The organism is Gordonia phosphorivorans (genome assembly GCF_042432625.1).
Classification (GTDB): Bacteria; Actinomycetota; Actinomycetes; order Mycobacteriales; family Mycobacteriaceae; genus Gordonia; species Gordonia phosphorivorans.
The window spans coordinates 1-21889 of sequence record NZ_JBHLWV010000025.1; the positions used below are offsets into that span (position 1 = coordinate 1).

General features: G+C 68.2%; 21 protein-coding genes. 9 read left to right on the forward strand and 12 right to left on the reverse strand.

Features of this window, described 5'->3' with window-relative positions; genetic code table 11:
• Nucleotides 1–465: hypothetical protein (locus ACFFJD_RS13955; RefSeq protein WP_382365170.1), on the forward strand; the 465-nt coding region annotated here is incomplete at its 5' end.
• Nucleotides 466–583: 118 nt separating this feature from the next.
• Here ACFFJD_RS13955 and ACFFJD_RS13960 read toward each other — a convergent pair.
• Both ACFFJD_RS13960 and ACFFJD_RS13965 read right to left on the reverse strand, forming a co-directional pair.
• Nucleotides 584–1678: an inositol-3-phosphate synthase gene (locus ACFFJD_RS13960; RefSeq protein ID WP_382365172.1), complete on the reverse strand. Its 1095-nt coding sequence runs from the start codon at nucleotides 1676–1678 to the stop codon at nucleotides 584–586.
• Complete coding sequence (locus tag ACFFJD_RS13965) at nucleotides 1671–2315, reverse strand: PadR family transcriptional regulator (RefSeq protein WP_382365174.1); 645 nt, start codon at nucleotides 2313–2315, stop codon at nucleotides 1671–1673. The genes ACFFJD_RS13960 and ACFFJD_RS13965 overlap by 8 nt, the downstream gene beginning before the upstream one ends.
• 168 nt (nucleotides 2316–2483) lie before the next feature.
• Between ACFFJD_RS13965 and ACFFJD_RS13970 the strand changes: the two genes are divergently transcribed.
• The 3 genes from ACFFJD_RS13970 (at nucleotide 2484) to ACFFJD_RS13980 (ending at nucleotide 6710) form a co-directional block, all read left to right on the forward strand.
• Nucleotides 2484–2873 carry a DUF5318 family protein gene (locus ACFFJD_RS13970; protein WP_382365176.1) on the forward strand — a complete coding sequence of 130 codons (390 nt, stop codon included), beginning with the start codon at nucleotides 2484–2486 and terminating at the stop codon, nucleotides 2871–2873.
• Between the two features lie 89 nt (nucleotides 2874–2962).
• The gene (locus ACFFJD_RS13975; RefSeq protein WP_382365178.1) at nucleotides 2963–5203 is read left to right on the forward strand and encodes a transglycosylase domain-containing protein; all 2241 of its coding nucleotides are present in this window, start codon (nucleotides 2963–2965) and stop codon (nucleotides 5201–5203) included.
• A gap of 7 nt (nucleotides 5204–5210) precedes the next feature.
• Nucleotides 5211–6710: a glycosyltransferase family 87 protein gene (locus tag ACFFJD_RS13980; RefSeq protein WP_382365180.1), complete on the forward strand. Its 1500-nt coding sequence runs from the start codon at nucleotides 5211–5213 to the stop codon at nucleotides 6708–6710.
• Here the strand turns inward: ACFFJD_RS13980 and ACFFJD_RS13985 are convergent.
• Nucleotides 6689–7378, reverse strand: coding sequence for a GNAT family N-acetyltransferase (locus ACFFJD_RS13985; protein WP_382365182.1), 690 nt, complete (start codon nucleotides 7376–7378; stop codon nucleotides 6689–6691). The genes ACFFJD_RS13980 and ACFFJD_RS13985 overlap by 22 nt on opposite strands.
• On the reverse strand, nucleotides 7315–8778 hold the full coding sequence (locus ACFFJD_RS13990; RefSeq protein ID WP_446685295.1) for a glycosyltransferase family protein: 1464 nt from the start codon (nucleotides 8776–8778) through the stop codon (nucleotides 7315–7317). The genes ACFFJD_RS13985 and ACFFJD_RS13990 overlap by 64 nt, the downstream gene beginning before the upstream one ends.
• Nucleotides 8779–8796: 18 nt before the next feature.
• Here ACFFJD_RS13990 and rpsF point away from each other — a divergent pair, with 18 nt between their 5' ends.
• From rpsF to rplI, 4 genes are all read left to right on the forward strand, one after another.
• On the forward strand, nucleotides 8797–9078 hold the full coding sequence (rpsF, locus tag ACFFJD_RS13995; RefSeq protein ID WP_382365186.1) for a 30S ribosomal protein S6: 282 nt from the start codon (nucleotides 8797–8799) through the stop codon (nucleotides 9076–9078).
• Between the two features lie 132 nt (nucleotides 9079–9210).
• The gene (locus tag ACFFJD_RS14000; protein ID WP_382365188.1) at nucleotides 9211–9792 is read left to right on the forward strand and encodes a single-stranded DNA-binding protein; all 582 of its coding nucleotides are present in this window, start codon (nucleotides 9211–9213) and stop codon (nucleotides 9790–9792) included.
• Between the two features lie 42 nt (nucleotides 9793–9834).
• Complete coding sequence (gene rpsR / locus ACFFJD_RS14005; RefSeq protein ID WP_382365190.1) at nucleotides 9835–10092, forward strand: 30S ribosomal protein S18; 258 nt, start codon at nucleotides 9835–9837, stop codon at nucleotides 10090–10092.
• Between the two features lie 20 nt (nucleotides 10093–10112).
• Complete coding sequence (gene rplI, locus ACFFJD_RS14010; RefSeq protein ID WP_382365192.1) at nucleotides 10113–10565, forward strand: 50S ribosomal protein L9; 453 nt, start codon at nucleotides 10113–10115, stop codon at nucleotides 10563–10565.
• A gap of 101 nt (nucleotides 10566–10666) precedes the next feature.
• Here rplI and ACFFJD_RS14015 read toward each other — a convergent pair whose 3' ends face one another.
• Entirely contained in the window at nucleotides 10667–11254 is a 588-nt protein-coding gene (locus tag ACFFJD_RS14015) for a hypothetical protein (protein ID WP_382365194.1), read from the reverse strand.
• 378 nt (nucleotides 11255–11632) lie between these two features.
• On the opposite strand from ACFFJD_RS14015, the gene dnaB reads away from it, so the two are divergent.
• Complete coding sequence (gene dnaB, locus ACFFJD_RS14020) at nucleotides 11633–13843, forward strand: replicative DNA helicase (protein WP_382365196.1); 2211 nt, start codon at nucleotides 11633–11635, stop codon at nucleotides 13841–13843.
• Between the two features lie 211 nt (nucleotides 13844–14054).
• Here the strand turns inward: dnaB and ACFFJD_RS14025 are convergent, their stop codons facing one another.
• The 7 genes from ACFFJD_RS14025 to ACFFJD_RS14055 all read right to left on the reverse strand — a co-directional run bounded on the left by ACFFJD_RS14025 (nucleotide 14055) and on the right by ACFFJD_RS14055 (nucleotide 21684).
• Nucleotides 14055–14351 (reverse strand): DoxX-related protein, encoded by a 297-nt coding sequence (locus ACFFJD_RS14025; RefSeq protein ID WP_382365198.1) that lies wholly within the window; start codon nucleotides 14349–14351, stop codon nucleotides 14055–14057.
• A gap of 107 nt (nucleotides 14352–14458) precedes the next feature.
• The gene (locus ACFFJD_RS14030; RefSeq protein ID WP_382365200.1) at nucleotides 14459–16063 is read right to left on the reverse strand and encodes an MFS transporter; all 1605 of its coding nucleotides are present in this window, start codon (nucleotides 16061–16063) and stop codon (nucleotides 14459–14461) included.
• 82 nt (nucleotides 16064–16145) lie between these two features.
• The gene (locus tag ACFFJD_RS14035) at nucleotides 16146–17009 is read right to left on the reverse strand and encodes a hypothetical protein (RefSeq protein ID WP_382365202.1); all 864 of its coding nucleotides are present in this window, start codon (nucleotides 17007–17009) and stop codon (nucleotides 16146–16148) included.
• A gap of 213 nt (nucleotides 17010–17222) precedes the next feature.
• Nucleotides 17223–18389: a major capsid protein gene (locus ACFFJD_RS14040; protein WP_382365204.1), complete on the reverse strand. Its 1167-nt coding sequence runs from the start codon at nucleotides 18387–18389 to the stop codon at nucleotides 17223–17225.
• A 152-nt stretch (nucleotides 18390–18541) separates the two neighbouring features.
• Nucleotides 18542–19714 carry a galactokinase gene (gene galK / locus ACFFJD_RS14045; RefSeq protein WP_382365206.1) on the reverse strand — a complete coding sequence of 391 codons (1173 nt, stop codon included), beginning with the start codon at nucleotides 19712–19714 and terminating at the stop codon, nucleotides 18542–18544.
• Complete coding sequence (galT, locus tag ACFFJD_RS14050; RefSeq protein ID WP_382365208.1) at nucleotides 19711–20862, reverse strand: galactose-1-phosphate uridylyltransferase; 1152 nt, start codon at nucleotides 20860–20862, stop codon at nucleotides 19711–19713. The genes galK and galT overlap by 4 nt, the downstream gene beginning before the upstream one ends.
• Nucleotides 20863–20871: 9 nt before the next feature.
• Nucleotides 20872–21684 (reverse strand): hypothetical protein, encoded by an 813-nt coding sequence (locus tag ACFFJD_RS14055; protein ID WP_382365210.1) that lies wholly within the window; start codon nucleotides 21682–21684, stop codon nucleotides 20872–20874.
• Between the last annotated feature and the right edge of the window lie 205 nt (nucleotides 21685–21889).

Sequence of the window (21889 nt, forward strand, 5' to 3'; positions counted from 1 at the left end):
AAGGTGGGCGCGGTGTTGGAGGCGGTGGGTGATTTGTCGGGGGCGCGGGTGATGTTTGAGGAGTCGTTGGCGTTGCGTCGACAGTTGCGGCAGGCGCAGCCGGGCGCGGTGGGGCCGGTGCAAGACCTGGCCAGCTCGTTGCAGATCGTTGGGGACCTCTTAGAAGTCGCGGGGGACTCGAGTGCTTTGGAACTGCGAATGGAAGAGCGTCAACTTCGTGATTCGGTATTCGGTGTGCTGCGCGATTATCAATCGGCGCTGGCATGGGTGCGCTGTGACCTGGCTATTGATCGGCTCCTCCGCGAATACCTAGGCGGGGAGAGGGGGGAATCAATGCCGTCCTGGTATGGCGACCTTCTGAAGGAGCTGCAGTCACTGCTGGTTGGCCTGGACAAGGCGCGGCCGCTGGAGGATGACCTCCGAGACGAACTGCAGCGAGTCCGACGGGCGCTCGCGCAGATGTAAGACGGCACGGGTGCCTCGGAGTGAACGATGTCAGGTGCTCCGTCCCTGGCGATGCAAAAACGCCCGTCCCGGGAAGAGTCCGGGACGGGCGTTATTTGTGCTCGCGGAGCCGAGAAGACTACTCGGCGCCGATGATGAAGGCTTCGAGCTGGGTGCGGGCCTGATCGTCGGGGATCTGGACCGGCGGGCTCTTCATCAGGTAGGCCGAGGCCGGCAGGATCGGGCCGCCGAGGCCGCGGTCCTTGGCGATCTTCGCCGCGCGCACGGCGTCGATGATGATGCCGGCCGAGTTCGGGGAGTCCCAGACCTCGAGCTTGTACTCCAGGTTCAGGGGCACGTCACCGAAGGCGCGGCCTTCCAGGCGCACGTAGGCCCACTTGCGGTCGTCGAGCCACTGGACGTAGTCCGACGGGCCGATGTGCACGTTCTTGTCGTACACCTTGCCGGCCAGGGGGCCGTCGAGGATGGAGGTGACGGCCTGGGTCTTGGAGACCTTCTTCGACTCCAGACGCTCACGCTCGAGCATGTTCTTGAAGTCCATGTTGCCGCCGACGTTCAGCTGGTACGTACGGTCCAGCTCGACGCCGCGATCCTCGAACAGCTTCGCCATCACGCGGTGGGTGATGGTGGCGCCGACCTGGCTCTTGATGTCGTCGCCGACGATCGGGACACCGGCGTCGACGAACTTCTGGGCCCACTCGGGGTCCGAAGCGATGAAGACCGGCAGGGCGTTGACGAAGGCCACGCCCGCGTCGATGGCGCACTGTGCGTAGAACTTGTCGGCCTGCTCCGAGCCGACCGGCAGGTAGCTGACCAGGACGTCGACCTCGGCGGCCTTCAGGGTCTGCACCACGTCGACACCGTCGCCGTCGGCTTCGGTGATGGTCTCGCGGTAGTACTTGCCGAGCCCGTCGAGGGTGTGGCCGCGCTGCACGGTGACGTTCAGCGGCGGCACGTCGGCGATCTTGATGGTGTTGTTCTCGCTGTTGCCGATCGCCTCGGACAGGTCGAAGCCGACCTTCTTGGCGTCCACGTCGAACGCGGCGACGAACTCGACGTCGCGGACGTGGTACTGACCGAACTTCACGTGCATCAGACCGGGGACGGTGGTGTTCTCGTCGGCGTCTTTGTAGTACTGAACGCCCTGGACCAGGGAAGCGGCGCAGTTGCCCACGCCGACGATGGCCACGCGCACTGTGTTGGTGTTACCCATGGTCGGGTTCTCCTTCTTGTTGCGGCGGAACGGCGGAATGCTGTGCCGCCGAATTCTTTCCTTCTTCACCACGACCGGCGGTGCCGGAGGTGGGGAGTTCTGTGGGGGCCGAACCGGACGCCTCGTCGGCGATCAGTCGGTTGAGCCACTGCACTTCGCGCTCGGAGGTCTCCAAGCTGAGCTCGTGCATCTGGCGGGTGTAGTGGTCCGAGCCGATGCCGGCGCGGCTGAGCAGCTCGCGCAGTCCCTCGCGGCGCTCTTCCACCTGGCGGCGGCGGCCTTCGAGGATTCGCATGCGCGCCATCGCCGGGGTGCGGCTGAAGAACGCCAGGTGCACGCCGAAACCGTCGTCGGTGTAGGTCTGCGGACCGGTGTCGGCCACCAACTCGGCGAACCGGGCCTCGCCCTGCGGGGTCAGGCGGTAGACGCGACGACCGCGACGCACCTTGACGCCGACGGCGCCGGGGCTGTCGTCCTCGACGATCAGGCCGTCGTCCTGCATCCGGCGCAGCGTGGGGTACAGCGAGCCGTACGAGAAGGCGCGGAACGCACCGAGCAGGCCGGTGAGGCGCTTGCGGAGTTCGTAGCCGTGCATCGGCGATTCGAGCAGCAGACCGAGGATGGCCAACTCAAGCATGGGCGACCCACGTCCTTTCCGCTCATCGTCCCGTCGGCGCGTTACAGCGCCCTGATGTAACGACAAATGTATCGCACCGATATAACTCGATTCCAACTCCTCGGTAGGTTCGTCGGTTGATCTGCATCACACGCAGGGGCTCGAGGGCCCCGGTCTAGGCTGGGAGCCGTGCACCGACGGGTCGTGAACTATGCGCTGGCCAAGCGATCGAAGCTGGCCGATGTGCGCGCGTCCCGAGTCGGCCTGGAACAGGTCTGCGACGCCGGTCCGCATCTGCTGCGGGCCGCGCAGTTCCACGGCGTGCCGTCGGACCTGGCCTGCCCGATCTGCCGAAAAGAGCAGGTCACCATGGTGTCGATCCTGTCGGGTCCCGCGTTGGGCCGGCTCTCGGGCGCGGCGCGCACGCCCGCGGAGATCATGCGGCTGGCCGCCCGCACCCGCGAGTTCGGCGTCGACGTGGTCGAAGTGTGTCGCACATGTCACTGGAACCATCTGGTCCGCTCGTACGTTGTGGGACTGACCTCGTCGGAGCCGTCGGCTCGGCGGGCAGCGGAATAGGACAGTTGGCACCGAGCGCCGTGTGCCGTCACAGTAGTGAGAGAAGCTTTCGACCCGAGCGTCGGTGATTGCGGAGAAGTGAGTTGAGTATGAGCAGCGAGAACAAGCAGACCGGGGGACCGGGCCGGACCCAGCGGTCCAGCGGTGCCCGTATCCTCGCGTGGGTGCTCGGCTTGGGCGCTGCCGTGGTCCCGGTGGTCGCGATCGTCGGTGTGCTCGCCTTCCTCGTCACGTATCTGGCCGTCGACGTCCCGGGCCCCGGCGACATCAAGCAGAACCAGGTCGCGACCATCCTCGACAGCAAGGGCGGGGTGATCGCGCGGGTGGTCCCGCCGGAGGGCAACCGCACCGACGTCAAGTACGACCAGATCCCCGAGTCGCTCATCGAGGCCGTGAAGGCCGCCGAGGACCGCGACTTCGACTCCAACTCCGGCTTCTCGATCCGCGGCTTCTCCCGCGCCGCGCTGGGCAAGGTCACCGGCAACGCCGGCGCAGGCGGCGGCTCCACCATCACCCAGCAGTACGTGAAGAACGCGCTGGTGGGCGACGAGGTGTCGTACAAGCGCAAGTTCAAGGAACTCGCGATCTCCACCAAGATGTCGCGCATGTGGTCCAAAGAGGACATCATGGCGGCCTACTTGAACACCATCTACTTCGGCCGCGGCGCCTACGGTGTGGCCGCGGCGTCGAAGGCCTACTTCGGCAAGGACGTCAGCAAGCTCACCGTCTCCCAGTCGGCGCTGCTGGCCGCGGTGATCCGCTCACCGTCGCTCTACGATCCGGCCGTCGACCCGAAACTGGCCGAGCGCCGGTGGAACTACGTTCTCGACGGCATGGTGACCACCGGCGCGCTGACCCAGGCCGAGCGCGACGAGCAGAAGTTCCCGAAGGTCATCGAGCCCAAGACCACCGTCGACGACTCGGCCAAGGGTCCCGACGGCCTGATCAAGCGCCAGGTGCTGGCCGAGCTGGAGACGCTCAACATCACCGAGCAGGACGTGCGCACCGAGGGCCTCAAGATCACCACCGCGATCGACCCCAAGGTGCAGGACGCCTTGGAGGATGCCGCGAAGGAGAAGATGTCCGGGGAGCCCAAGAACCTGCGCACGGCGTCGGTCTCGGTGGATCCGCAGACCGGCGGCATCCAGGGCTACTTCGGCGGCTGGGACGGTGTGGGCTGGGACTACGCGTCCACCGGCCTGCAGACCGGCTCGGTGTTCAAGGTCTTCGCCCTGATCGCCGCCCTGGAACAGGACATTCCGCTGTCGCAGCGCTACTCGTCGGCGCCCTACTCCACGGGCACCGGCCTGGTGGTGGAGAACTCCGACGGTGAGTCGTGCGGCACCTGCAACCTGGCCACGGCGACCAAGATGTCGCTGAACACCGTGTTCTACCGCCTGATGATGGACCTGAACAACGGCGCCGACGACATCGTCGACGTGGCGCACCGGGCAGGCATCGCCAAGACCCTGAACGGCAAGCCGACCCTGGTCAACGCGAACGGTCGCGCCGAGGGCGGCGTGGTCCTCGGCCAGTACGACTCCACCGTGCTGGACATGGCGTCGTCGTACGCCACGCTGGCGGCATCGGGTATCTACCGCGAGCCGTTCTTCGTGAAGAAGGTGGAGACCTCCACCGGCACCGTCCTGTTCGACCGCGAGCCCAACAAGGGCAAGCGCGTCTTCCCGGCCAAGGTTGCCGACAACGTGACGGCGGCCCTGGAGCCGATCGCCGCCTACTCCAACGGCAACTCGCTGTACGACTCGTCGCTGGGCGCACGCCCGTCGGCGGCCAAGACCGGTACCGCGCAGCTGGGCAACACCGGCGACAACCGCTACTCGTGGATGGTCGGCTACACCCCGCAGCTGTCGACGGCCGTCTGGGTGGGCACCGCGTCCGGCGACAAGCCGCTGCGCAACTACTCCGGCGCGTCGATCTACGGTTCGGGACTGCCCGCGCAGATCTGGAAGGCGGCGATGGATCAGGCGCTGGCCGGCGATCCGATCGAGAGCTTCCCCGAGCCGGAAGCGGTGGGCGGTCAGGCCGGCGTGCCGTACGAGCCGCCGCCGGTCACCTACACCACCCCGAGTGGTCGCCCGTCCACGCCGTCGCGGCCGCGTCTGCCCGGACAGGGTGAGGACGGCAACGTGACCGTCGCGCCGGGCTGGACCATTCCGTGGGGCAACGGCAACGGCGGGGCCGGTGGTGACGACGACGAGGAACCGCCGGCCACCCGGACCCCGGGGCGCAATCCCGGTGGCACAAGCACCGAGGTGACGCCGCCGCCGACCACCGAACCTGCGCCCGGCAGCGAAGTCCCGGCGGCCTGATTCGCCGGTGAACGCACCCAGGGAGTGGGACTCGCCGGTTCCGCTGGCCGATGACCTGCGCATCGACACCGAGCGCGAGCGGCCCAGCCGCAGCAATGCGCAGGTCGCGGCGGCCAGCGGGGTGATCGGCGGCCCCGTCGGGCTGCACGCGGCCGTCGGCCGCAGCCGCTTCTGGACTCCGGTGCGGGCCGTCCTGCTGATGGCGTTGACCGTCCTGGCGGTGTCCTGGACCGGTAAGGCGGGCTGCCTGCAGCAGGCTCCGGTGCCCGCCGCGTCCGGGGAGAGCCCCACCGGCGAGGTGCGGCTGAACTGGGACAACCAGCGCCAGTACTACGGGCTCTGCTATTCCGACATCGTCGCGACCTACGCCGCGCACCGGCTCACCCCGCGCGACCTGCAGCAGGGCACCATGCCGTACCGCACCTACTGGTACGACGGCGCGGAGACCAGCGGTACCAAGCACTACAGCGACCAGCCGGTGCTGATCGGGCTCACCATGTACGTGGCGGCCAAGGCCACGCAGGGGTGGCAGGCGCTGATCGACGGAACGGTGATCCCGAAACAGCTCGACGTGGTGACCTACTTCAACATCGCGGCACTGCTGATCACGCTGTTCTGGCTGCTCGCGGTGTGGGCCACCATGATGACCGATCGACGACGGCTCTGGCGCGGTGCGCTGGTGGCGTTGTCGCCGCTGGTCCTGGTGCACGCCTTCACCGCCTTCGACGTGATCCCGGTGGCGTTGGTGGCGCTGGCCCTGCTGTGCTGGTCCCGCGAACGGGTGCTGCTGGCCGGCGTCTTCGGTGGTCTGGCGGCCGCGGCCGCCCTGTATCCGCTGCTGCTGATTCCGGCGTTGGCGGTGATCTGCGTCCGCGATCAGCGGGTGCAGGATCTGTGGGCGTTTGTGACGTGCGGCGGTATCGCCTGGCTGGCGGTGAATCTGCCGATCATGGTGACGTATCCGCGCGGCTGGGGCGAGTTCTATCGGGCCTGGTGGCAGCGGGGCGCAGAGCCGGACAGTCTGTACCACCAGGTGATGCGGATGTCCGGGTGGGCGCCGTCGACCGCGCTGCTCACCGCGGTGAGCCTGATTCTGCTGGCCGCGGTGATCGCGGCCGTCACCTACCTCGCGCTGCGCGCCGAGGTGACGCCCGCCCCGGCTCAGCTGATGTTCCTGCTCGTGGCCGGGTACCTGCTGGTGGGCAAGGCGTGGAACCCGCAGTCGTCGTTGTGGCTGGTGCCGCTGGCGGTGCTGGCGATTCCGTATGCCCGACTGCTGATCGCGGTGATGCTGGTCGACGCGCTGATCTGGGTGCCGCGGATGGGCCTGTTCCTGGACCCGGACCGCAAGTGGCTCAACGAGGACTGGTTCTCGGTGGCCGTCGTGCTGCGCGCCCTCGCCGTTCTGGTGCTGTGCGCCGTGGTGGTGCGGGATCTGTGGATCCGGACCCCGCGCACCGCACCGCCGCCGTTGCCGTCCCCGCCCTACGCGGGCGTGACCAGCTGATCGACGCGGTCGGTCAGGTCGGTGCGGGCCTGCGCCCAGTCGTCGACGGTCATCGAGAACTGTGCCGTGGTGCGCCAGCCGTCGCCGAAGCGGCGGTGCTTGCGCAGCAGCCCCTCGAAGGTGGCGCCGAGCTTGGTGATCGCCGCGCGTGAGTGCGCGTTCTCCTCGTGCGTGTGCCAGACGACGCGGACCGCGCCGGCCTCGGTGAACGCGTAGTCGAGCAGCATCAGCTTGGCGGCCGGGTTCACCACGGAACCCTGGGCGCGGGCGGCGTAGTAGGTGTAGCCGATCGCCACCGTCAGCTGGTCCTGGGCGGCGTCGTAGTAGCTGGTGGTGCCGATGAGATCGCCGGTCGCGTCGTCGATCACCGCGAACGGCAGGCGACGTCGATCGTCGTGGGCGGCGCGGATCCAGGCCAGCGCCTCCTCGGTGCCGGCGGGCAGGCCCGGGAACCAGCGGCTCAGCTCGGGCTCGGCGGCCGCGAGGGCGCCCAGCGCGGGTGCGTCGGTGATGGTCAGCGGGCGCAGGGTGACGCCGGCGCGGGTCAGGATCGGGGTGCCCAGCCAATGCCAGGCGGCGGCGCTGTCGGCGTCGGCCAGACGCGTCAACGGCGGCCGCGGCGGCAGCGCGGTGCGCTGGAACGATGCCAACGGCTCACGGACCTGCATGCGGGNACGCCCGCGTCGATGTACCAGGGCGTCGGCTGCTGCATGGCGAGGTAACCGAACATCCGGAAGATGGACAGGTCCAGGGTGACGTCGGTGACGAGGTAGACGGCGATCGCCGGCCACGGCACCCGCAGCAGCACGAAGAACGGCAGCACCCACAGGGTGTACTGCGGCGAGTGCACCTTGTGGAACAGCATGAACCCGGCGAGCAGGGCGAAGCTGGCGCCGATCCACGGGAACACGCCGTCGATCTTGTACTGGCGCCACGCCAGGTAGGTGGCGGCCACCACGGCCACGATGATCAGCAGGGTGGAGGCGACGCCGACGATGGAGTTGTAGAGGTCGATGTCGCCGACCAGCGGTCGCACGCCCCAGTACCAGAAGGTGTTGGTGTCGATGTCGGCCTTGCGCTTGCCCTGGAAGTCGAGGGCGGCCTTCCAACCCTCGTATCCGGCGATCATGAACGGCACCTGCGCCACCAGGGTCGTGACGACGGCGGCGACCACCACCCAGGCCGCGCCGACCCAGTCGAGGGCCCGACGTGCGGACTGACCGAGCGCGCCGTGGGTGAGCACGTACAGCGCCAACGGCAGCACGAACATGCCCGGATAGATCTTCAGCGAGAAGCCGATGGCCAGGATCACCGAGGCGATGATCGCCGAGGTGCGCAGACTCATCCGCCGCTGACCGGTCTTGCCGCTCGCGCTCGCACCGAAGGCCATGACGGCGATCGCCGCGACCGAGGTGAACACGACCGGCAGTTCCCAGTTGTGGAAGGCGTACAGCACCAGCGCCGGGGTGGCGGCCCACAGCAGCACCCACCAGCGGCTCATCCAGGCCAGCAGAATCGTGATGACCAGGGCGAACGGCGTGAGGATCAGCGCCGACTGGATGAAGAACGTGTAGTCGGTCTCCTTCCCGATCGCGCCGAGCCACATCAGCAGCCCGGACAGCACCGGGTACTCCACGACGCCGCCGAACAGGTGGCCCTGCTCGGTGATGCCGCCGTGGATGTACGGGAACACGTGGTTGTCGATGTCCCGGCCGACCCACAGGAACATCAGGTCCGAGTAGCAGGGGATCACCGCGTTGGGATCTCCCACGGGGAACTTGGCGCTTCGTCCGAACTCGTCGAACGGTGCGCCGCCGCATGCGAGCTTGGCGCGGTAACTCCAGGTCAGCGCCGCGATCGTGAACAGCAGCGAGGTCACCATGATGATGACGGTTTCGCCGCGGTGCAGCAGTCCCCGGCGGACCGCGAGGTCCGAAGCAGCAGAAGGCATGGGGATGACTCTAGCGGTGGCCGCGATTTCCCTGGTCACGGGCTGGTCGTGTATCTTGAACAGGTTGCCGACGCAGGCGACCCTCCTGTCGTGGAAAGTCCACGACCGATAGCCCATAGGAGGTGATGTGGTCTTATGCGTCACTACGAATTGATGGTCATCCTCGATCCGAGCCTGGACGAGCGCACCGTCGCCCCATCTCTGGATACGTTCTTGAATGTTGTCCGCAGCGAAGGCGGCTCCGTCGACAATGTCGACATCTGGGGCAAGCGCCGACTCGCGTACGAGATCGAGAAGAACGCCGAAGGCATTTACGCCGTCGTCGAACTCACCGCGACTCCCGCTACCGTCAGCGAGCTGGATCGTCAGCTGGGTCTGAACGAGTCGGTGCTGCGCACGAAGGTCATGCGCAAGTAGCCGACCGGCACAGTTCATCCACGTCCGTGAATGCTCTCCGATTTCGTCGGAGGTGGCCACTAGTCTGGTTCTCGAACCATTCGGCCGCCGCCGCGACCTCGGCGGAGATTCACACGATTCAGGGGAAACACCATGACTGACACGGTCATCACCGTCGTAGGAAACCTGACCGCCGATCCGGAGCTGCGGTTCACCGCATCCGGCGCGCCGGTGGCGAACTTCACGGTGGCCTCGACTCCGCGTACGTTCGATCGTCAGACCAACGAGTGGAAGGACGGCGAAGCGCTGTTCCTCCGCTGCAGTATCTGGCGCGACGCCGCGGAGAACGTGACCGAGTCGCTCACCAAGGGTTCCCGCGTCATCGTGCAGGGCAAGCTCAAGCAGCGGTCGTATGAAACCCGTGAAGGGGAGAAGCGCACCGTGGTGGAGCTGGAAGTGGATGAGATCGGCCCCTCGCTGCGCTATGCCACGGCCAAGGTCACCCGCACCCCGCGCGGTGGCAGTGGCGGTGGCGGCAATTTCGGCGGCGGAGGAAACTTCGGCGGCGATCGCGGCAACCAAGGCGGCGGCAATTTCGGCGGCAACCAGGGCGGCGGCTACAACGCCCCGTCCGGTGGCAACCGTCAGCAGTCGCAGCCGGCCGATGACCCCTGGGGAAGCGCACCGCCTGCCGGCGGCGGCTTCGCCGGCGGGGACGACGAACCACCTTTCTGATACCGGGCTCGCCAGCCCGAGGAGCATCAACGGAGCACTCATATGGCAAAGCAAAAGGGGCGTAAGCCCCGCGTAGAGAAGATCACTAAGGCCAAGGCTTGCAGCTTCTGCAAGGACAAGAAGGCCGGCGAGATCGATTACAAGGACACCGCGCAGCTGCGTCGTTTCCTGTCCGACCGCGGCAAGATCCGTTCGCGTCGGGTGACCGGCAATTGTGTCCAGCACCAGCGTGACATCGCGGTGGCCGTGAAGAACGCACGTGAAGTGGCCCTGCTGCCCTTCACTTCGACCGGTCGCTGAGCGGGAAAGGAATCACTGACATGAAGCTGATCCTGACCGCTGCTGTGGAAAACCTGGGCGAAGCCGGCGACACCGTTGAGGTGCGCGATGGCTACGGCCGCAACTTCCTGCTGCCCCGCGGCCTGGCCATCGTCGCCACCCGTGGCGCCGAGAAGCAGGTCGAGGGCATCCGCCGTGCCCAGCAGGCTCGTCTCGTGCGAGACCTGGACCACGCCAACGAGCTGAAGCAGGCCATCGAGGGCCTCGACTCGGTCTCGCTGACGGTGAAGACCCACGATTCGGGCAAGCTGTTCGGTTCGGTGACCGCGGCAGACGTCGCGAGTGCCATCCGCACCGCTGGCGGCCCGTCCGTCGAGAAGCGGAACGTGGACTTCCCGAAGGGCCACATCAAGGCCGTGGGCACCTACCCGGTGTCCGTGACGCTGCACCCGAAGGTCGAGGCGAAGCTCAACGTCGCCGTCGTCGCGGGCTAACGCACACGCTCGAAGCGCCGGTCGCCCTCGCGGGGGACCGGCGCTTCGTCGTTGCTCGGGCGATTCGTCGTTGCCCGGTTCGTCGTTCGCGGGGCGGGGTGTCAGCGCAGGCGCGCCGGCAGGTACTTCGGTGCCGGGTTGGCGCTGTGCCTGCGGTCGCCCTTGGGGTAGTAGAACTTGTGCCATCCGCGACTGAGCATGAACGCCCGATTGTTGGTGGCGCACGAGACGACGTTGCGGCGCGGCACCGCGCACACGGTGTTGGCCACGGTGATCCGCTGGCCCACCTTGAGCACGGGCGCGCGGAAGCCCGCCTGCGAGCCGAACCGGTACGTGGTGCCGGGCGGCACCCAGGACGGTCCGTTCAGGTCGTTGGTGATCGCGACGCCGCGAGTGCGCGGCGGAGCGGTGGCCGGGCGGCCGGAGCACGCCACCGAGCCCGGCTGCGGACCGATCTGACAGCGCCACTGGCCGGCGACGAAGAAGGTGCGGCCGTTGTCGGCGAACCGTAGCGACTGGTACTTGGTGGCGTTCACCGGGGCGAAGGAGCCGAACCGCAGTTCGGTCGGCGGCGGTGCCGCCGCGGCCTGCGGGACGACGACTGCGGTGGTGGCGGCCAGGGCCGCGGCCAGCAGCAGAAGCAGGGACCACAGTCGACGACGCGGGAGAACATCCGTGGGTGCGCGCACGGGCTCATTCCACCACGCCTGGTGGGCGTGCCGGTGCGGTTCGGGCCGAACAGCCGTACCTCAACGGGAAGTCGACACCTGGATCGGCGTTTGGCAACGCGACACGCCGATGCGGCAGAAATTGCTTGGCTGTGGGTAGGTGAAAACAGCACCTACCTGCAGGGACACTCGGAAACGGAGACGAAATCAGTACGCTATCCACACGGCTGTCCACATTCCCACCCGAAAGACACCGCACTGTCCACAAGCAGTCCACAGGTTTATTCACAGGGGCGGTTTGCCGGTGTCGTAGCCGGGCCCTAATCTTCCCGAGGGATGGGGTTTACCGCGCGGCTACCGCGCGAGGGAATGCACTGGAGCGAGTAAGGGGAGATTTGCGTGGCGCTTGACGACACTCACGAACCGTCAGGCTCGCAACCTCCGGCCACGCCGGAGGAGACCCTCCGCCAGCCCCCGCAGGACGCCGCGGCCGAGCAGTCGGTGCTGGGCGGCATGCTGCTGTCCAAGGACGCGATCGCCGACGTCCTGGAGCGGATCAAGCCCGACGACTTCTACAAGCCCGCGCACCAGGCCGTGTACGACGCGATCCTCGAGTTGTACGGCCGGGGTGAGCCCGCCGACGCGGTCACCGTGTCGGCCGAGCTGGACCGCAAGGGCGAGCTGCGCAAGGTGGGCGGTGCGCCGTACCTGCACACGCTGATCTCCACGGTGCCCACGGCCGCCAACGCCGGCTTCTACGCCGAGATCGTCGCCGAGAAGGCGCTGCTGCGCCGCCTAGTGCAGGCCGGCACGCGCATCGTGCAGTACGGCTACGCCGGAGCCGACGGCCAAGACGTCGCCGAGGTGGTCGACCGCGCCCAGGCCGAGATCTACGACGTCACCGAGCGCAGCGCGTCCGAGGACTACGTGATCCTCGACGAGCTGATGCAGCCCACCCTCGACGAGCTCGATTCGATCGCCTCGCGCGGCGGTCTGTCGTTGGGCGTGCCCACCGGTTTCGCCGACCTGGACAAGCTGACCAACGGCCTGCACCCGGGGCAGATGATCATCGTGGCCGCGCGCCCGGGCGTCGGTAAGGCGCTCGCGCTCGACACGCCGCTGCCCACCCCGACGGGCTGGACCCGCATGGGCAAGGTGGCCGTCGGCGATTACCTGGTCGGTGCCGACGGCAAGCCGACGCGCATCGTCGCGATCAGCGAGGTGATGACCGAACGCCCGTGCTTCGAGGTGGAGTTCTCCGACGGCGCCGTGATCGTCGCCGACCGCGACCACCAGTGGTCGGTGGAGCTCGACGAGCAGACGCAGGTCTTGCCCACCGATGAGCTGCGTGAGCACGTCGGGCACGTCGCCATCCGCAATACCGCGCCCATCGAACTGCCCGAGCGTGAGTTCGCCTACGGGCCGTACACCGTGGCGGCGTTGGCCGGCATGGCCTACGACGACCCGGAGATCTCCGTGCGCATCGAGGCCGAGGGCCCCGTCGATGTGATGACGTTGATGGCCGACCTGGCCGGGCTGATCCCGGCCGAGTACCTGCGCGGCTCCATCCGGCAGCGGCGCGCGGTCCTCGCCGGGCTGCTCGACGCCCGCGCCCATGTGGAGGACGACGGCTGGATCACCATTCCCATCGTCACCCGCCGAATGTCGGAGGTCCTCACCGACCTCATCGCCGGCCTGGGTTACATCTACCAGCGTGAACCCACCGGCTGGATCCGGATGGCCGCCGACGACGACGTGTTCACCGTGCACAAGAAGGCGGTGCGGCACAAGGAGTTGCGGGGTCGCGCCGGGGTCCGGCAGATCGTCGCGATCCGCCCGGTCGACTCGGTGCCGGTCCGCTGCGTCCAGGTGGACAACGCCGATCACCTGTACCTGGCCGGTGAGGCGATGGTGCCCACGCACAATTCGACGCTCGCGATGGACTTCCTGCGCTCCGCGTCGGTGCACAACGGGCTGTCCGCGGCCATGTTCTCGTTGGAGATGAGCAAGACCGAGATCGTGATGCGTCTGCTGTCGGCGGAGGCGCGCGTGAAGCTCGGCGACATGCGTTCGGGCAACATGAGCGACGACGACTGGAGCCGCCTGGCCCGCCGCATGGGCGAGATCAGCGATGCGCCGCTGTTCATCGACGATTCGCCGAACCTGACCATGATGGAGATCCGTGCCAAGGCGCGTCGCCTCAAGCAGCGGCACGACCTCAAGCTGGTGGTGATCGACTACATGCAGCTGATGACCTCGGGCAAGAAGGTCGAGTCGCGTCAGCAGGAAGTCTCGGAGTTCTCCCGCTCGATCAAGCTGCTGGCCAAGGAACTAGAGGTTCCGGTGGTAGCGATCAGTCAGCTGAACCGTGGTCCGGAGCAGCGCACCGACAAGCGACCGCAGGTGTCCGACCTTCGTGAGTCGGGTTCGCTGGAGCAGGACGCCGACATGGTGATCCTGCTGCATCGGCCCGATGCCTTCGAGCGTGACGACCCGCGGGCCGGCGAAGCCGACATCATCGTCGGCAAGCACCGTAACGGCCCGACGGCGACGATCACCGTCGCCCACCAATTGCATCTTTCCAAGTTCGTCGACATGGCTCGCGGCTAGACCCTCCCGCGGAGCCTCTTGAGCGCTGTCAGGTCGCCGCCGGCGCTACCGAGATGCTCACGCGCCCATGGCGCCAGCACCCATTCGGCGCATGTCGCGACCCGTGCCCTCGTGTCGCCTTTGCTGCAGCGCGGCGACGTGAGGCACGGGTCGCGACACGGGGGCCGGGGGCCGAGAACCTAACGCCGCAGCGCGGTGCAAGCGGGGGAGGTCAGCGCAGCTTCGCCAACGCCAGATTGGAGGTGAGGTGTCCGCCGTACAGGCCGAGGCCGATGAGCCCGGCCTTCCGGGTCTTCGGCACCGCGATCAACGCGCCGACCACCGTCTCGAAGGCGCCGTTGATCATCAGGAAGCGATCGGTGTTCTTCGGGAACGCCTGCTCGGTGATGCCGCGGAACGCGTCGGGCGCGGCGAAGTGCGCCAGGCCGGTGGCGGCGATGCCGACCCCGCCGAGCGTCGCGAGCAGATTCGAGGATTTGCACTGGTCAGGGCAAGTGGAGGCAGCCACGGGTGATCTCACCTTCGTCGGGCCGTCGCAGACGGCGATTCGAGTCATGTCTACCCGACCGGTCCCGGTCCTGCGCAAGCTCCGGCATTTGACGTGGGCTGCGGGAGCTACAGCTGGGCGGCGGGGATGCGGGGGAGTCGTCGGGCGATGATCAGGCCGAGGCAGGCGAGGAAGATCGCGAGCAGGATGGAGAGCTTGATCGCCGACATCTGCGCGTCCACGTAGTTGGTGACGAGGGCGTTCATCTCGTTGGCCGGGATCTGATACTTGGCGCCGATCGCCTGCAGCTGGTCTTTGGCGACGATCTGGACGCCGTCGGCGGTGGCCTGCGCGACCTGGGCCTTGGTCTGTGACGATACCGCCGGATCGGACTGGACGGCGTTGTTGAAACCGCTGCTGAGCGCCGACACCAGGAGGGCGCCGAGCAGCGCGATGCCGACCGAGGTACCGATGTTCTGGGCGGTGCCCTGCATGCCGCCGGCCTCCCCGCGGTCCCGTTCGCCGATCGACGACATGATGACGTTACCCAGTTGGGAGGCGACCAGACCGAAGCCGGCACCGAAGATCGCCATTCCGACGGCGAAGAGGATGCTCCGCATGGTCGGTTCGATGGTGGTGATCAGCAGCGCCGCCCCGAGGAGGACGCCGAGCAGGCCGATGGTCACCAGGCGCCGCGGGGACTGCGTCGTCGCGAAGCGGGGACTGCTGAACGCGGCGATCAGCATGGCGATCGACATGGGCGCCAGGCTCAGTCCGGTGTCGAAGGAGTTCTGGAGCAGGACGTACTGCAGATAGACCGGGATCACGAAGAACATGCCGCCGATGATCGACTGCTGCGCGACGAGCATGACCAGGCCGTTGCGCAGCTGCAGATTCCGCAGCAACGACGGATGCATCAGTGGCGTGCGGCCGCGGGCGATGACGCGATTCTCCCAACCGACGAAGCCGTAGAGGACCAGGATTCCGGCCGCGATCATGAACGGCACCACCGAGAACCCGAACGGCGTGATGGCCTTTCCGGCGATCTCCGGCGCGCCGGACGGTTTGATGAAGCCCCAGGAACCGGCTTGGACCAGCGCCAGCACGATCAAGCCCAGGCCCAGGGCCGACAGCGCGGTGCCTCCCCAGTCGATCGCGGTGCGCTGGGGCTTCGCGTCGTCGGAGATCAGTCGGATACCGAGCAGGATCACGATGCAGACCAGGGTCTCGCTGAAGAACACCACCCGCCAGGTGAAGGCTTCGGTGACCCAGCCGCCGATGAGCGGCCCGGCCGCTGCGCCGGCGGCGGCGATACCGCCGAGCGCGCTGTAGGCGACGGCGCGGTCCTTGCCGTCGTAGTTGGCGGCGATGAGCGAGATGATCGCCGGAATCACCAGGACGGCGCCCGCCCCCTCGACGAACGACCAGCCGAACATCAGCACGCCGATGTTGGGGCTGAACGCGGTGATCAAGGATCCGAGGCCGTAGACCAGCAGGCCGATGCCGAACATGCGTCGGCGGCCGAAGGTGTCGCCCAGCCGCCCGCCGAGCATGATGAACGAGCCCATCACCAGGGTGTACAGGGTGATCGCGAGCTGCAGCTGGGTGAGGGTGGTCCCGAGGTCGGCCACCACTTGGGACACAGAAACGTTCATCACCGTGGTGTCGAGGACCATGATGAACTGCGCGGCGCAGAGGATAGCGAGGACGCTCCATTGCTTCACCGGAAACATGCTACGCCGCCCCGACCGGTGTTCGACGGGGTTTACCGGTGCCCGCCGGCGGGCTCGAAACGCCACCGCGCAGCTCGAGCGACTACCGCGGAACGACCTCCTGGAGTTCCGGGGTCCGCCGCCATGCGGCGAGGGCGTAGCAGCCGGTGACAGCAGCGGTGACGACCACGAGGACAGGCACCGGCAGCGCGCTGTCGATGAGTGTGTTCTGCTCCTCGGCGATCTTGCTGAGCCACGAGCCCTCGTCGGGTTCCGGGTCGTTCACCAGCAGCATGTCGATCAGCGCCCGCATCGAGTGCGCGGGGCCGATGAACGGAGACGTGGCCAGGACGATCAGCGGCAGAACGACGGGGGACAGGCGGATCGCCGGGCGTGGCCACCGGGACCGTGCCGCAGCATCGACGACGACAGCCACCAGTCCGGCACTGAACCCGATGATCGCGCCCAGCGCAGGCAGTGTCAGGAACAATCCGGGGTCGTACCCCGAAAACTCTGAGACTTCGTCGTTGGTGAGGCCCGCTGACTCGGCGTTGTTCAACCACGCGAAGTAGAAGGTGATCACGGAGACGAGCAAGCCTGCCGCCGTTCCGGCCCCTGCTGCAGCGCCCAAGCGGGTCAGCGCGGCCGTCGGCCTGATGCCATCTCCGAGCACCCCGAACAGGATCCACGCAAGAAGCGCTGGGCCGACAAAGGCGAACAGCGCAGACAACCCGAAGATCACCCCGACCCAGGTCAGGAGCTCATAATCTTCCTTGGGATCGGATAGCGCGTCGACGAAAGCGCCGAGCAACGCGGCGACCAGGACGAGGCCAGCCACCTTCCACCAGTGCCGGTGGCGACTGAAGCTGCCCCAGACTCGGGCCACAATGTCTACGACTGCCCGCCAGGACTTCCTCGCCAGCGTCACGACCACGCCCGCCATCGCCGCGACTTCTCGGTCAATCATGTTCAGGCCCTTCGCGGTTCATGTCAGCGATTCCGGTCCGCGTATTCACAACCAAACCACGAACGCCGGCTAGCACGCAGACGGTACCGAGCAACCAGGATGATCGGCAGACCTTCCGCAGCCTGATCGTGGTGCCGAGCGTTGCGTCCCGCGAATGCTCGACGCCCCTGTCCTCCACGCAAGGAGGGCAGGGGCGGTCGTTGTCAGTGCAGGTCAGGATGCGGCGTCGAACTCGAGGGTCGAGGAATCGGCGGCGGGAGCCTCCGCTTCCGGCGTTGCCGGGGTGTCGACGGAGGGTGCGGCCGGGGTCTCGGCGGGGAGCGTCTCAGCCGGGGTCTGCTCCGCGGCGGTGGTGTCGGCCGGGGCTTCCTCGATCTCGGTGATCGTCGGCTCGTCGGCGACGGTGCCGGCGAGGACCTTGGTGTCGGCGGACGTGCCCACCGAATCGAGCAGGCCCTCGGTGGACCATGCGGGAACGTCGACGCCCGGGATCGGGGTCTTGAACGCACCCACCGACAGCGACGGGATGATGTCGCTGATCGAGGTCAGCTTCCCGAAGCCGTCGACGTTGAACTGCGGCAGGCCCAGGTAGTTGACCTGCTCTTCGAGCAGTCCGCTGTCGATCACCGGGAACAGGACCAGCTCGCCGCCGAGCCAGCCGATCACCACGGCGCCGCCGGACTTGGCGTACTGCTGCAGCGCGTACTCGGAGGTGAGGCTGACGATGTTCGACCCGCCGAAGGTGATCCGGGACAGGTCCTCGGTCAGCAAGCGGGACAGGGGCTGACCGTCCAGCAGTTCCTTGATGAGTTCGCCGACCTTCATGTCGCCGGACAGGATCCCGGCCAGGGCGATCGGGTTGGTCAGGGCGAACGAGACCTCCCCGGCGTCCTTGCGGTAGTCGGCGTCGAAGGTGCCGAGCACATTGAGGCAGGCGCCTTCGGTCGACGAGTGCGCGAAGGCGAGCACTCCGATGCAGGACACCTGGCCGAGCGGAACCGGCTTCGGGAACAGTGGGACCTTGAAGTCGGTGGTGGCCACCGCGAGGCCGCCGAGTGCGAAGGCTGTCGCACTCTCATTCTTTGCCGCGAACGCGATCGCTGCGCCAGGCAGGACCGCGACCGCAGTGGTCGCGCCCAACTCGTCGGCAATCAGTTTCCACGCAGGCTTCCCGAGCAAATCGGTGATGACCCCTTCCGGGTCGATAGCGAGGCCGCCGCCGATGCTGGTGGAGTTCACCAGGGTCGGATTGGCGTAGACGGTCGGTTCGGGCTGGGCGGACTCGATGCCCGCCGGGACCAGGGCGACGCCGGCGACCAGGGCGGCGCCGGCCGCGACGCTGGTGGCGGCCACTGCGGACTTGCGGATGCGAGAAGACATGGATGGCTCCTGAGAATCTGACACGGGGTGCACTCAGACAATATTCAGAATCAGACATTGTGCCTAATCGGGAGATCGGCGTCACGGGACCAAGGTCCCGAGGCGCGGGCCCGGCGGCGAAAACGGTCCGTGTCAGAGGGGGTGCGGCGAGGTCAGCGGGAGCGGTGGGCGCCCGCCGACACGGTGACCGGGAAGATCGTCGGGCGCGTGAAGTCGGCCGCCGCAAAGCTCCGGTGCACCGCGTCGGTCACTGCCGGAGCGTCGTCGCCCGGCACCAGGGCGAGAACGGAACCGCCGAAGCCGCCGCCGGTCATCCGCGCACCGAGGGCACCCGCCGACAGCGCGGCGTCCACCGCGGTGTCGAGTTCGGGGACGGAGACCTCGAAGTCGTCGCGCAGGGAGGCGTGCGAGGCCGTCAGCAGGTCGCCGATCGCGCGGGGGCCGTGCTCGACCAGCGCGGCCACCGTGTCCAACACCCGCCGATTCTCGGTGACGACGTGGCGGACCCGGCGGAAGACGGTGCCGTCCAGCAGCCGCGCGGCGCGGGGGAGGTCGTCGGGCGTCAGATCGCGCAGGGCCGGCACCCCGAGCGTCCGCGCCCCGAGTTCGCAGGCTTCGCGCCGCTGCCGGTAGCCGCCGGTGGAATGGGCGTGCCGCACGTGCGTGTCCACCACCAGTACTACCAGCCCGGCGTCGGCGAAACCGGTCGGGACCGACCGGTGGGCGAGCGAACGGCAGTCGAGGAAGGTCGCGGCGTCGGGGTGGCCCAGCATCGACGCCGCCTGGTCCATGATCCCGGTGGGTGCGCCGACCGCCTCGTTCTCCGCACGACGCCCCGCCCGCGCCAGGTCCATCGCGCCGAGCCCCAGCCCCCACAGCTCATCGAGGGCCGCGGCGACGACGCATTCGATGGCAGCCGACGATGACAGTCCCGCGCCGACCGGCACGTCGGAGGCGATCGCGAGGTCGACGCCCGTCGCCGCCCGGTCCGGCCGGAGCGCCCAGGCGACGCCCAAGACGTAGGCCGACCATTCCGACACGGCCGGTGCCCGGCCCGCGGGAGTGGGGAAGAGGTCGTCGAGCTCGTCGATCCGCACGGTGACGCACTCGTCGGCGAACGTCGAGCGCACCCGCAGCTCGCCGGTGTCGTTGCGGGCGGCCGCGGCGTACGTGCGTTGGCCGATCGCGAACGGCAGCACGAAGCCGTCGTTGTAGTCGGTGTGTTCACCGATGAGGTTCACGCGGCCGGGTGCGGACCAGACGCCGTCGGGCTCGCGCCCGGTGAACGCCGCGAACAGGTCGCGGGCCGCGTCGAGCGCGCTCACCGGTGCTCCCGCGGATCCGGGACCGACTCGATCGCCGCGCGGAGCCGTTCGGCCGCCGCCTCCGGCAGGATCTCCGCGGTCCAGGCGCCCATCGCCGCCTCCGAACCGGCCAGGAATTTCAGCTTGTCGGCGGCCCGGCGCGGGCTGGTCAGCTCCAAACGCAGACGCACCACGTCGCGTCCGACGGCCACCGGGGCCTGATGCCACGCCGCGATGTACGGGGTCGGGGAGTCGTAGAGCGCGTCCACCCCGCGCAGCAGCCGGAGATACAGCGGCGCGAGTTCGTCGCGTTCGGCGTCGGTCAGCGCGGCGAAATCCGGGACGTGCCGATGCGGCATCAGCTGCACCTCCAGCGGCCAGCGCGCGGCGAAGGCCACGAAGGCCGTCCAGTGCTCGCCGCGCAGCACCACTCGCTCACCGGTGCGCTCGGACTCCAACACCCGGGCCATCAGATCGTCGCCGCCGGCCGCGATGCTGCGCAGCAGGGTCTGCGTCCGCGGCGTCACGTACGGGTAGGCGTAGATCTGGCCGTGCGGATGCGGCAGCGTCACACCGATCGCCTCACCGCGATTCTCGAACGGGAACACCTGCTCGATGCCGTCCATCGCCGACAGGGCCGCGGTCCGATCGGCCCACGCCTCGATCACCGTGCGCGCCCGCGCCACCGACTGGGTGCCGAACGAGCCGGTGTGCTCCGGACTGAAACACACCACCTCGCACCGCCCGACGCTGGTGGCGGTGCGTCCCCACCCGGGTGCGGCGTCCGCCAGCGGGTCGGGGAGATGCTCGGCCAGGGCCGGGCCGAACGCCGGGGTGCGGTTCTCGAACACCGCGACGTCGTAGGCGGCCGGTACCTCCGACGGGTTGGTCGACGTCTGAGGTGCCAGCGGGTCGGCGTCGGCACCGGGCATCATCACTCGGTGCTGACGGCCGGTGGCGAACGTGATCCAGTCGCCGGAGAAGACGTCCTGGCGCATGGTCGCGGTGGGCGGCCGAGAATCGAGCGCGCGGGTGTCCGCGGCACGTTCGGGCGGCAGCAGCGTGCCGGGATCGTCGTAATAGATCAGCTCGCGACCGTCGGCCAGCCGGGTGGGACGCTTGACCACTCCGGCCCCCAGGCGCTCGACGGGCCGCGGATGGGCAGTCATCGACGGCCGCTACGAGGAGAAGACGTAGGTGTCGTTGACGAAACCGCTCGCCGCACCGGAGAACGCGAGCCCGGACGCGGTGCGCGCACCCAGCAGCTTGTGCAGCAGCGTGCCCGGCGCCACGGTCACGGTGCCGGCGCCGACGGCGGGCGTGCCGATCCGCAGGTTGGAGTTGGTGGTCACCACGAAGCGGCCGTCGTCGTTCTTGGTCCACAGCTGGTACACGACGCCGGGATTGGGCACCTGCACGCCGGCCGGCAGGAGATACGGGGTCAGGTCGGCGCGCGCGGAGGTCGGCGCGAGCTCGCCGCCGGCGGTCGCCGTCATCACGCGGGGCACCGATCCGTCGGTGCCGCGGTCCAGCGCGATCTCGGTCAGCTCCGTCGGATACCCGACCGCGGCCTTGGTCTCCGACAGCAGCCGGTCGGTGTCGAGCTGGGACAGCATGTAGATGTTCTCGGTCACCAGGTCGGGCAGTTGGCGCGACTCGATCTTCCGCGGTGCCTCGATCGACAGTGCGGCCTCGGACAGATGGAAGCGGCCGATCCGCTGCCCGTCGACGGTGGCGCCGGCGCAACGCGAGGTCTCCACCAGGAGGGTGGGCAGGGCCGCCATCCGAAAGCCCTTGGGCAGCAACGCTTGTGCGCGGGCGGTCTGGGCCGGCGACAGGGGGATGGTCACCCCGAGGTTCTCGCAGTGGTGCGAGACGACGGTGGCGACCCGCTCGACGCGCGGGACCGCGTGCGCCGTGGCGGCCAGGCCCGTCGTCGCGATGAGCGTGGCACAGGCGGTGCCGATCCACGTGGTCGCGCGCTGCAGCACGAGTCCTCCAGAGGTCTGAGTGTTTTGGGTGATTGGCCCCGGTGCCGAAGACTGCGCAGTTAACCTGACCCACAAGGGGGGTCAGGTCACACGAAATCAGCACTGAGATGACGGTTACCGAAGCGTACGTTAAGGTAAGCGGCGTTAGTCCTGAATCTCGGGGCCGCGCCGCCTAGACGACCCCCGTCGACGAGGCGCTGTGACC